Source organism: Streptomyces sp. NPDC058086 (assembly GCF_042885015.1).
Taxonomy (GTDB): Bacteria; Actinomycetota; Actinomycetes; order Streptomycetales; family Streptomycetaceae; genus Streptomyces.
Window position 1 is genome coordinate 73,894 of the sequence record NZ_JBHVST010000050.1, and the last position, 10,467, is coordinate 84,360.

General features: G+C 69.6%; 9 protein-coding genes and 1 pseudogene. 4 read left to right on the top strand and 6 right to left on the bottom strand.

Annotated elements, in window-relative coordinates; genetic code table 11:
• Window positions 1-39 precede the first annotated feature (39 nt).
• Both ACFVWD_RS32295 and ACFVWD_RS32300 read left to right on the top strand, forming a co-directional pair.
• Complete coding sequence (locus ACFVWD_RS32295) at window positions 40-753, top strand: DUF3472 domain-containing protein (RefSeq protein ID WP_389601224.1); 714 nt, start codon at window positions 40-42, stop codon at window positions 751-753.
• Window positions 754-983: 230 nt separating this feature from the next.
• A complete protein-coding gene (locus ACFVWD_RS32300) occupies window positions 984-1,751 on the top strand; it encodes an aminoglycoside phosphotransferase family protein (RefSeq protein WP_389601244.1) in 768 nt (255 codons plus the stop codon).
• 70 nt (window positions 1,752-1,821) lie between these two features.
• Here ACFVWD_RS32300 and ACFVWD_RS32305 read toward each other — a convergent pair whose 3' ends face one another.
• The 5 genes and pseudogenes from ACFVWD_RS32305 to ACFVWD_RS32325 form a co-directional block, all read right to left on the bottom strand.
• The gene (locus tag ACFVWD_RS32305) at window positions 1,822-2,820 is read right to left on the bottom strand and encodes a sugar phosphate isomerase/epimerase family protein (RefSeq protein WP_389601226.1); all 999 of its coding nucleotides are present in this window, start codon (window positions 2,818-2,820) and stop codon (window positions 1,822-1,824) included.
• 29 nt (window positions 2,821-2,849) lie between these two features.
• Window positions 2,850-4,046 carry a Gfo/Idh/MocA family protein gene (locus tag ACFVWD_RS32310; protein ID WP_389601227.1) on the bottom strand — a complete coding sequence of 399 codons (1,197 nt, stop codon included), beginning with the start codon at window positions 4,044-4,046 and terminating at the stop codon, window positions 2,850-2,852.
• Between the two features lie 84 nt (window positions 4,047-4,130).
• Window positions 4,131-4,988, bottom strand: coding sequence for a sugar phosphate isomerase/epimerase family protein (locus ACFVWD_RS32315; RefSeq protein WP_389601245.1), 858 nt, complete (start codon window positions 4,986-4,988; stop codon window positions 4,131-4,133).
• Window positions 4,989-5,191: 203 nt separating this feature from the next.
• A pseudogene (locus ACFVWD_RS32320) lies at window positions 5,192-5,362 on the bottom strand (ABC transporter permease); the annotation flags it as partial.
• Between the two features lie 5 nt (window positions 5,363-5,367).
• Complete coding sequence (locus ACFVWD_RS32325; RefSeq protein ID WP_389601229.1) at window positions 5,368-6,387, bottom strand: sugar ABC transporter substrate-binding protein; 1,020 nt, start codon at window positions 6,385-6,387, stop codon at window positions 5,368-5,370.
• A 448-nt stretch (window positions 6,388-6,835) separates the two neighbouring features.
• Here ACFVWD_RS32325 and ACFVWD_RS32330 point away from each other — a divergent pair, with 448 nt between their 5' ends.
• Window positions 6,836-7,867, top strand: coding sequence for a LacI family DNA-binding transcriptional regulator (locus tag ACFVWD_RS32330; RefSeq protein WP_389601231.1), 1,032 nt, complete (start codon window positions 6,836-6,838; stop codon window positions 7,865-7,867).
• 129 nt (window positions 7,868-7,996) lie between these two features.
• Here ACFVWD_RS32330 and ACFVWD_RS32335 read toward each other — a convergent pair whose 3' ends face one another.
• Entirely contained in the window at window positions 7,997-8,695 is a 699-nt protein-coding gene (locus tag ACFVWD_RS32335; RefSeq protein WP_389601232.1) for a LuxR C-terminal-related transcriptional regulator, read from the bottom strand.
• 212 nt (window positions 8,696-8,907) lie between these two features.
• Between ACFVWD_RS32335 and argG the strand changes: the two genes are divergently transcribed.
• Entirely contained in the window at window positions 8,908-10,356 is a 1,449-nt protein-coding gene (argG, locus tag ACFVWD_RS32340; RefSeq protein WP_389601234.1) for an argininosuccinate synthase, read from the top strand.
• The last annotated feature ends 111 nt before the right edge of the window (window positions 10,357-10,467 follow it).

Below are 10,467 nucleotides of genomic sequence, written 5' to 3' on the forward strand. Positions count from 1 at the left end.
GGGGTTCTGGGATTCGTCGCGGCCGTCTGCGCGGTGCTCATGCTGAGCACGGCGCCGGCACTGGCGGCGCAACACCAGGACGCCAACGAGTACGCGATATGGAACTTCCACGGCGCCAACGGGTTCTGGAACATCGACCAGCGGGTGCAGATCACACAGAAGGCGAACCACTCGTACTGGGCCATGATGTGGGACTTCACGGCCACACCGGGCAACGGCGGGTACATGGGCCTGCAGACCGACGGGACGCGCTTCAATCACACGACCGGTGAGACGGCGATCTTCTCGCTCTGGAACGCCAACGCCAGTAGGGGGAGCTGCGGGCCGTTCGGCGGCGAGGGAACGGGGATCAGCTGCCGGCTCGCCTATGCCATCGACCGGCAGACCGACTACCGGCTCCGGGTGTGGCGCCTGGACGCGGACGCGGGTGGGCAGTGGTGGGGCGCGTGGATCCGGAACATGAAGACAGGCGTCGACACCGCCATCGGAAGTCTCCGGGTGCCGCGCAACCAGACCCTGCTCGGCGTCCCGTCCAACTTCAGCGAGTACTTCGGCACCGCCGTCCACTGCGACAAGGTGCCCCGGTCGGTCGCCTACTTCACGCAGCCCGCGGCGAACGCGCAGGGCAACGGCACTTACCGATACGGCTCCACGTACGAAAGGTCGACCCGTGGCCGTTGCACGGGCGGAAACGTGCAGTTGGTCGACCTGGGGTGGACGAAGGCCGCCAAGGTGACGCTCGGCGGACGGTGACATCACGCTCGGCCGCCGCCCCCGTGTCTCATCGCTGACCGACCGGAGCCTATTCTCGATTCGAGGGAGGGGATCGATCGCTTGCGGGGGATGTGTTGAGGGATTTGACCCTTGTCGGACCGGAGGTCCGCGATCGGCTCGTCGTTCGGTTCGGGCCCGAGGTGCTTGGCTGGTGTGATGACTTGCCGGTCGTGGTCGGTCGGTTCGTCGCTCGCTGGGATCTGGAGCTTGTGGGGGCGGGTGGGGGAGGCACATCGCGGGTCTTCCGGTGCCTGCGGCGCGAGGAAGGCAGCCCTGCGTGGCTGAAGCTCACGCCGGACCCCGTGATCGCCACCGAGGAAGCGGAAGCTCTGCGGGCCTGGGCGGGGACACCGTCGGTTGTGACCCTGTTGGCGCAGGACATTGGTGAGGGAGCCTTGCTGCTGGAGAGCGTGGAGCCGGGAATGCCGGTGAGGGAGCTCGCATGGCGGCTGCCCGAGGTCGCCAAGCTGCTTCGGGATCTGCGGACCCCTTCACCCGCACCGGCGCAGCGTTCGGTGTTGCGGCCGTTGTCACAACGGATCGGATTCCTCTTCGACTTGACCAGCCGCAGGTTGGCCGGGGCCGGGGGGAACGGACTGTTCGACTCGGCCGTGCTCGGTCGAGCCCGAACGGCGGCTCTGGAACTGGCCACCAGTGGTCCCGTAGGACTTGTGCATGGCGATCTTCATCCGGCCAACGTGCTGTCCGGTCCCGGCGCGGGCATGGTGGCGATCGACCCACGTCCCGCATGGGGCGATCCCGACTTCGACACGGTGGACTGGGTGTTGGAGGGAGTCGTGGAGCGGGCGGAGCTGGAGCGGAGGATCGAAGAGCTGTCGGTACTGGTTCCTGGGCTGTCTCCCGATCGTGTCCTGGGCTGGTGCCGGGCCCTCGCCGTCCTCATCGCGGTCCCCAGGATCTGTGACCGGCGGCACGACCTGGAGACTGAGTTCCTGGTGAGCCTGGCTCGCAGCTGACCGGGTGAGCCGCGGCAGTCGATGGCCCCGAGCCCATTCGGTGGGCACGGGGCCATGCGGCGGGGCGGAGTTACAGCGTGGTCGCGGCGCTGTGCAGGTTCTTGGCGGCCAGAGCCAGTCCCTCGGTCTGGGAGTAGGCGGCGTCCTCGTGTTCGATGTTCACGGCCATGTCCGGGTCGATCTCGGCGAGGGCGCGCAGGAACTCGGTCCAGTAGGCGACGTCGTGTCCGACGCCGACGGCGACGAACTTCCACGCCGGGTTCTTGGGCCAGGCGTTGCACCAGAAACCGTAGCCGGTGGGCACCTTGCCCGGCGCGTGGGCGGGCACGCGGGTGAACGAGGTGTCCAGCATGCCACGGATGTCGGCGCCGGGGCAGAGCGTCGCGTCCTTGGCCGCGGCGTGGAACACCAGCGGGCCCAGCCACTTGATGCAGGCGACGACGTCCATGCCCTGCCACATCAGGTGCGAGGGGTCCATCTCCGCGCCCATGTTCCTCGCGCCGGTCTCGTCGACGAGCCGCTTCAGGGTGACCGGGGAGAACACCAGATTGTGCGGGTGCATCTCGATGGCGACCCGGACGTCGTTCTCCCGGGCCAGCGCGTCGATCTCCTTCCAGAACTCGACGGCCACGCCCCACTGGTAGTCCAGGACGTCCATGTAGACGCCGTCCCAGGGGTTGACGACCCAGGACGGGTACTTGGCGTCGGGGTCGGAGCCCGGTGTGCCGGACATGGTCACCACGTGCTTCACGTCGAGCAGGCCGGCGAGGCGGATGGTGCGGCGCAGGTCGTCGGCGTGCTTCGGACCGACGCCGGGGAGCGGGTTGAGCGGGTTGCCGTTGCAGTTGAGGCCGGTCAGCTCCATCCCGCGGTCGGCGAAGGCCGCCAGGTACTCCTCGCGCGCGGTGGCCGAGGACAGCAGCAGGTCGACCGGGCAGTGCGGGGACGGAATGAAGCCGCCGGTGTTGACCTCCACGGAGGTCAGGCCGTTCTCCTTGAGGATGTCGAGGGCCTCGGTGAGGGACCGGTCGTGCAGACAGGCGGTGTAGGCGCCGAGCTTGAGGGCCATGTACGTGCTCCTTGGATGCGTGTGGGGGGTCAGGCGGCGGGCGGAACCGTGACGGCGGCGCCACCGCCCAGGGAGGATTCGACGACAGCCCGGATGATCTCCATGGTCCGCAGCGCGTCGGCGAACGTGGCGCAGGCCGGCAGCGGCTCGGCGACGCCCGCGACCTGGTCGAGGAAGGCCCGGGCCTGGTAGGTGAAGTTGTCGGCGTTGCTGGCACCCACACCCGGCGCCTCCATCGGGACCCCGCCCGCGAAGTACGGCAGCTGCGGGCCGGCGATGATCTGGCGCGCGCCTCGGGTACGAGCCTCGGGCTGGGCGTCGTCGAAGAGGTACTCGGCGGGCCGGTGCTGGTCGAACGCGGCCCGGCCACCGACGCCCAGGATGTCGAAGGCGAGCCCGTTGGGCAGGCCGAAGCCGGTGCGTGTCACCGAGAAGGTGCCGACGAGACCGGACTCGAAGCGGGCGGTGAAGGACGCGGTGTCCTCGTTCTCGACCTCACCGAACTCGTCGGAGACGGGAGCCGCGTTGTGCCCCACGACCGCGCCCAGCGGCAGCGGCCGCTTGGGGATCTGCGTCGACAGCCAGGCACCGGAGACCGAGGCGATGGGCCCCGCGACGTACTCGGCGGCGTCGATGACGTGCGAGCCGATGTCCCCGAGCGCACCGGAACCGAGGCCGCCCTTGAACCGCCAGCTCAGAGGCCCGTTCGGGTCGGTCGCGTAGTCGCACCAGTAGCGGCCGCTGAAGAGGGTCGGGTCACCCAGCTCGCCACGCCGGACATGCTCGCGGATCGCGGCGATGGCGGGGGAGCGGCGGAAGGTGTACCCGACGGCGGTCACCACATCGGCGGAGCGCTCCAACTCGGCCATGGCGCGGGCATCTTCCAACGACCCCGCAAGCGGCTTCTCGCACAGCACGTGCTTGCCCGCGGCGACCAGTGCCTCGGCGATCGGCCGGTGCAGCGCGTTGCCGACGACGATGCTGACGGCGTCGATCGTCGGGTCCTCGGCGACGGCCTCCCAGCTCGGGAGTGCCTTCTCGAAGCCGTAGCGGCGGGCGGCGTCCTCGCCGAGTTCGACGTTGGCATCGGCGATCGCGGCCAGCCGGACCGGCGGCAGACCGGCACCGAAGACCGTGTTGACGTTGCGGTAGCCGGCGGCGTGGCTGCGGCCTGCCATGCCGGCACCGATCACCGCGACGGAGAGGGGTTTGGCGGACGTGGTCATGGGGGTGCCTCTCTCAAGGAAGGTTCACAAGGAAGGAATGTCAGCCCGCGCCGGGGACGTCCGTGCCGGGGCGGCCGTGGTCCGTCAGGACCAGGTGGTCAGGTATTCGTCGATCTTCTTCCGCATGAAGACGGAGGATTCCTTGGCGCGTTCTTCCCAGGCGAAGACGCAGGCCGTGAGGGTGCCGTCGAAGCCGTTCGCGCGCAGTTCGCGGAAGAGTTCGTCGAAGTCGACCTCGCCCTGTCCGATGTCGAGGTGCTGGTGGATCCGGGCCGACGTGCCGGGCGGGTTGAGGATGTAGCGGTTGCCGGAGGACGCGGTGTGGTCCAGGGCGTCGGCGAGGTGGACGTGGGTGAGCAGGTCGCCGGCGTACTTGATGATGCCGGGGGCGTCGTTGCCGATGTGGAAGGTGTGCGGGGCGCAGTACAGGAAGCTGACGTTCGGGTGGTTGATGCCGCGGATCAGGTTGATCGCGTCGCGGCCGTTCTCGATGAAGTCGTCGGGGTGCGGCTCCAGGGTGAGGCGGATGCCCTCCTGCTCCAGGAGCGGCAGCAGGTCGTCCATCGACTTCCAGAACTGGGCCTCGCTGCGGTCCGGATCCTCGGGCCGGCCGTTGAGCTCGGAGATCATGCTGTCCACGCCGAGGTCGGCGGTGATCCGGATGGCGCGCTTCCAGTAGCGGACGGCGGCCTGCCGGGCATCCTCGTCCGGTCCCGACCAGCGGAACAGGGGCAGGACGGAGGAGATGCCGACGCCCGCCGAGTCCAGCGCCTTGCGGAACTTCCGTACGGTCGCGTCGTCGACGCGCGGGTGCCGGAAGAAGGGGATGAAGTCCTCCCGGGGGGAGAGTTCGATCCATTCGTAGCCCAACTCGGCGACCACGGCGGGCAGTTCGAGGAGCGGAATGTTGCGGATCATGTAGGGGTCGAGGGCGATCTTCACGGGAGTGTGCCTTCCGGTCACAGGGAGACGGTGGAGCGTTGGGGCGGGACGTCGTCGGTCCAGCGGCAGGGGCCCGGAGGTGGGTGGAGGTTGGCGGACTGCCTTGTGCACCGGGATGCCGCCGCGTCATGTCCGCCCTGCGCGTGGGGCCTTTACGTGCCCGAACGGGATCTCGTTGTTGGCGGTGCGGGCGAGGACGCCCGGGGCGACCCGCTCAGGGAGAACACGAGTACGGCGGCGGCGCCGAGGAGTACGCCGACCTCGGGGCGGGCGAGCAGTCGTAGCGCCGGCGGGCGCTGGGCGGTCCGGCCGCCGGTCTCCTTGGGGCCGGGGGCCGGCGGTGTGGTCACCGCCGGCTCGGCCTGCTGGGTCATGGTCTTCACCGGGTGCCCTTCGCGGCGAAGGTGGCGACGGTGTCGACGTTGGACTTGTCGACGAAGGCCGGGCCGGTCAGGATCGGCTGCTCGCCGCCGCCGCTGTAGTTGCCGTTCGTCTTGTAGAGCCACAGCGAGTCGACGGCCAGGTAGCCCTGGAGGTAGGGCTGCTGGTCGACCGCGAACTGGATGCTGCCCTTCTCGATGGCGGAGATGAGGTCCTTGTTGAGGTCGAAGGTCGCGACCTTCGCCTTGCTGCCGGCCTCGGAGGTAGCCTGCGCGGCCGTCAGCGCGAACGGGGCACCGAGCGTGACGACCTCGTCGATGGTCTTGTCCTGCGTGAGCTTGGCGGTGATCGTCGACTTCACGGACGGCATGTCGGTGCCGTTGACATACAGGGTCTCCGTCTTGCCGCTGAAGGTCTTCTTCACACCGGCGCAGCGCTGTTCCAGGTTGACGTCACCCTGGGCCTGCACGACGCACAGGGCGTGCTTGGCGCCGGTGCCGTTGAGCTTGGTGCCGAGCGCCTGGCCGGAGACGGACTCGTCCTGACCGAAGAACGACAGCAGGCCCTGCTTCTTCCATTCGGACAGACCGGCGTTGAAGCCGACGACCGGGATGCCGGCCGCCTCGGCCTTGGCGACCACGGCCTTCATGGCGTCGGGCTTGGCGAGGGTGACCGCGATGCCGTCGACCTTCTGGTCGATCGCGTTCTGCACGAGGTTGGCCTGGTCGGCGGCGGTCTCGTCGTTGGAGTAGATGAGCTTGACGTTGTCCTTGGCGGCCGCGGCCTCGGCGCCCTTGCGGATGGTGTCCCAGAAGGTGTCGCCGGAGGGTGCGTGGGTGACCATGGCGATCGTCATACGGGGGGTGTAGGCCTTGCCGGCCGACACCGCCGCCCCGCTCTCCTCGGACTTCTTCCCGCCGGAGCTGCTGGAACAGCCGGCGAGGGTGAGAGCGGCGGCCGCGGCCACCGCCACGACGGGGGCGATTCTGCGGGGACGGGGAAGGGATGTCTGGCTCATGGTTCGTGCACCTCGCTGTGCAAGTGAGAGGGGGTGATGGGCAGTGGGCTGTGGATCCGCGGCTGCTGGATGGGGCCGGGGAGCTCGCGGTGGCCTCGGTCGGGGCTCGGTGCGGAAGAGAGACCTGGCTGAATCGGGTGCAGCGGGTCTCGGCAGCGGGTGGGGTGCCCGGAAGCTGTTGGCAGCCGGACGCAGGCCCTCGACCCGGTGGAGTCGGTGGCCCTTGGGTGCGATGACCGTCTCGGGGTCGAGACGGTGCGGTGGCTCGGGGGAACTCGGTCTGCAGGACGGCGACGTGGCCGGTCTCGGAATGCCGGGAACCGTAGCGGTCCGAGCTGACTTCGTCGGTACATCAGGACAATTTAAAGCGCTTTAAGTTCTGGTACTATCGACTCGTTTCGTGGACGTGTCAAGGCTGTTGCCCGAGGAGATCTGCCGGGAGGCGCAAGTGGACGATGTCGCTTCCGCGAGTCGCAGGGACGGCGCGGGCAAACGCCCCCGGCTGGAGGACGTGGCCGCCCGCGTGGGCGTGTCCACCGCGTCCGTCTCCCTGGTGCTGCGTGGTGTACCCGGCCCCAGTGAGCGCACCCGGCAGCGCGTCCTGAAAGCCGCCGCCGAACTCGGTTACCAGGTGGATCGCACCGCCAGTCTGCTGGCCAGCAGACGCACCCGGCTGCTCGGCGTCATGGTCGACATCCACAGCCCCTTCCACGCGGAACTGGTCGAGCACCTCCACACGGCCGCCGAGGAGGTCGGCTACGACCTCGTCCTCAGCACCCAGACCCGCACCCGCGACGAACACACCGCCGTCGAGACGCTGCTGGCCTTCCGCAGCGAGGCTCTGATCCTGCTCGGCCCGGCCGCCTCCGGCGACGCACTCGCCGCGCTGGACCGTAAGGCTCCCGTCATCGCCGTCGGTCGCCGGATCTCGGACGCCGAACTCGATGTCGTCCGCTCGGCCGACGACGACGGGGTCGGCCAGGTGGTCGATCACCTGGTGGAACTCGGCCACCGTGCGATCACGTACGTCGACGGCGGCAAGGGTGTCATCGCCACCGACCGTCGCCGCGGCTACCGTGGCGCCATGCGCCGTCATGGCCTGGACGCGCACATCGGGGTCCTGCGCGGCGACAACACCGAGGCGGCCGGCGAACGTGCGGCCCGCCAACTGCTCGACGGCGCCGCACTCCCCACCGCCATCGTCGCGTTCAACGACCAGTCCGCCATCGGCGTCCTGGCGGCTCTGTCCCGTGCGGGTGTCGCCGTCCCGGGCGAGGTGTCCGTGGTCGGCTACGACGACGACGCCCTCTCGCGCCTGAGCTGTTTCAATCTGACCACGGTCAGCCAGAACGCCCGTGAACAGGCTCGGCATGCGGTGGTCGCCGCCGTCGAGCGCCTGGACGAGGGCCGCACCGAGTCCCGCGAGGTCGTACTGGCCCCACGCCTCGTTCTACGTGGCACCACCACGGAGCGCGTCTGACAGGGGTTTTGGGGTCGCGGCGGCCATGGCCGGGGGCGCGGCGCGCGAGGGGGAGGCGTGGCTTACGTGGAGTGGCCCCGCGACGCGGATCTGCTCGCGTAGTCGGCGGACCTGCGGCGCACGCCGGCGTCAGGCGGCCGGTCGCACGAGGCCCGACTCATAGGCGAAGGCCACCGCCTGCACACGGGCGCGGGCACCGATCTTGGCGAGGATGTGGCTGACGTGTGACTTGACGGTGGTCGGCGCGATGGACAGCCGCGCGGCGATCTCGGCGTTGGACCAGCCGGAGGCGACGGCGGTGAGGACGTCGCGTTCCCGCTCGGTGAGCATGTCGAGCCCTGTTTCCTGCTCGGTGGTGCGGGCCGGGCGCTCCTGGCGGACGGCGTCGATGAGCGCGCGGGTGACGCTGGGAGTGGTGACGGCGTCTCCGGCGGCCACGATACGGACGGCCGCGGTCAGTTCGTCGGGGGTGGCGTCCTGGGGGAGGAATCCACCGGCTCCGGCGCGCAGTGCCACGTAGGCGTACCCCTCGTGGCTGCTGGGGGTCAGGACCAGTACGCGCGGGGGGTGCCCGCCGGCTCGGACGGGCTCGGGCGCCGGAAGCGTGGTGAGGGGCCGGGTGATGCGGCGGATGGCCTCGACGCCGTTCGGATCGGCTACGTGGTTGCCCATCACGACGACGTCGGGCCCCAGCGCGGCGCTCATGCGGACCGCCTCGGCGCCAGTCGTCGCCTCGCCGACGACGGTCAGGTCGGGCTCGGCCGCCAGGAGCATGTGTAGACCGAGACGGTGCAGGGACTGGCTGTGGACGACGAGTACGGAGGTCATGACGGGTGCCCTTCGTGAGGGTGGGGGCGACTGCCGGCGTGGGCAGGTGTCCGCCACCGCACTCCCTGTGAACGAAACGGTTTCGTTCACCTCGGTGCCATCAGCGTAGCTCCGGCGCTATCGAAACGACATCGTTTTCTTTGTGGTCTCGGTCACTTCTCGATGACCCAGTGCGCCTTGCATGGTCATGCGCTATATTGCATAATCTTGCCATGTCCAAGGTCCTCACTTCCCTCCCCACCGGCGAGCGCGTCGGCATTGCCTTCTCCGGCGGGCTCGACACTTCGGTCGCCGTCGCCTGGATGCGTGACAAGGGCGCCGTCCCGTGCACGTACACCGCCGACATCGGTCAGTACGACGAGCCCGACATCGCGTCCGTACCCGGCCGTGCCACCGCGTACGGCGCCGAGATCACCAGGCTCGTCGACTGCCGTGCCGCGCTGGTCGAGGAAGGGCTGGCCGCGCTCGCCTGCGGCGCGTTCCACATCAGGTCGGGCGGGCGTCCGTACTTCAACACCACGCCGCTGGGGCGTGCCGTGACAGGCACGCTGCTGGTGCGGGCCATGCTGGAGGACGGGGTGCAGATCTGGGGCGACGGCTCCACGTTCAAGGGCAACGACATCGAGCGGTTCTACCGGTACGGGCTGCTCGCCAACCCGCACCTGCGGATCTACAAGCCCTGGCTGGACGCGGACTTCGTCACGGAGCTCGGCGGCCGCAAGGAGATGTCGGAGTGGCTGCTCGCGCACGGGCTGCCGTACCGGGACTCGACGGAGAAGGCGTACTCCACGGACGCCAACATCTGGGGCGCCACGCACGAGGCCAAGACCCTGGAGCACCTCGACACCGGTATCGAGACGGTCGACCCGATCATGGGCGTGCGGTTCTGGGACCCGTCGGTGGAGATCGCCACGGAGGACGTGACGGTCGGCTTCGACCAGGGCCGTCCGGTCACCATCAACGGCAAGGAGTTCGGTTCCCCGGTCGACCTCGTCATGGAGGCCAACGCGATCGGCGGCCGGCACGGCCTCGGCATGTCCGACCAGATCGAGAACCGGATCATCGAGGCCAAGAGCCGCGGCATCTACGAGGCGCCCGGCATGGCGCTGCTGCACATCGCCTACGAGCGTCTGGTCAACGCGATCCACAACGAGGACACCGTGGCCGCGTACCACAACGAGGGTCGGCGCCTGGGCCGGCTGCTCTACGAGGGCCGCTGGCTGGACCCGCAGGCGCTGATGGTGCGCGAGTCGCTGCAGCGCTGGGTCGGCGCGGCGATCACCGGCGAGGTGACCATGCGGCTGCGGCGCGGCGAGGACTACTCGGTCCTCGACACCCGGGGCCCGGCACTCAGCTACCACCCGGACAAGCTCTCCATGGAGCGGACCGAGGACTCGGCGTTCGGTCCGGTGGACCGCATCGGCCAGCTCACGATGCGGAACCTGGACATCGCCGACTCCCGTGCCCGTCTCGAGCAGTACGCGGGCCTGGGCCTGGTCGGCGGCGACCACCCGACGCCGATCGGCGCCGCGCAGGCGGCCTCGACCGGTCTGATCGGCGCCATGGACGAGGGCGGCGCCGAGGTGATCGCCTCGCGGGGCGAGGCCACGGACGAGGAGACGATGCTGGACCGCGCCGCGATGGAGTCCGGCACGGACTGACGCCGGTCACCGGTCATAGGCACCTGGGCGGGGGGTGCGCGCGGGCGGGAAGGTGAACTCCGGCCCCCACCCGGAGGACGACGCTCGGCGGGCTGTGAGGCAGGACCGACA

Excerpts from the sequence above, each read along its gene's own strand:
- ACFVWD_RS32295 (WP_389601224.1), top strand. The coding sequence starts at position 40 with ATGCTGAGCACGGCGCCGGCACTGGCGGCGCAACACCAGGACGCCAAC.
- ACFVWD_RS32305 (WP_389601226.1), bottom strand. The coding sequence starts at position 2,820 with ATGGCCCTCAAGCTCGGCGCCTACACCGCCTGTCTGCACGACCGGTCC.
- ACFVWD_RS32310 (WP_389601227.1), bottom strand. The coding sequence starts at position 4,046 with ATGACCACGTCCGCCAAACCCCTCTCCGTCGCGGTGATCGGTGCCGGC.
- ACFVWD_RS32325 (WP_389601229.1), bottom strand. The coding sequence starts at position 6,387 with ATGAGCCAGACATCCCTTCCCCGTCCCCGCAGAATCGCCCCCGTCGTG.
- ACFVWD_RS32335 (WP_389601232.1), bottom strand. The coding sequence starts at position 8,695 with ATGACCTCCGTACTCGTCGTCCACAGCCAGTCCCTGCACCGTCTCGGT.
- argG (WP_389601234.1), top strand. The coding sequence starts at position 8,908 with ATGTCCAAGGTCCTCACTTCCCTCCCCACCGGCGAGCGCGTCGGCATT.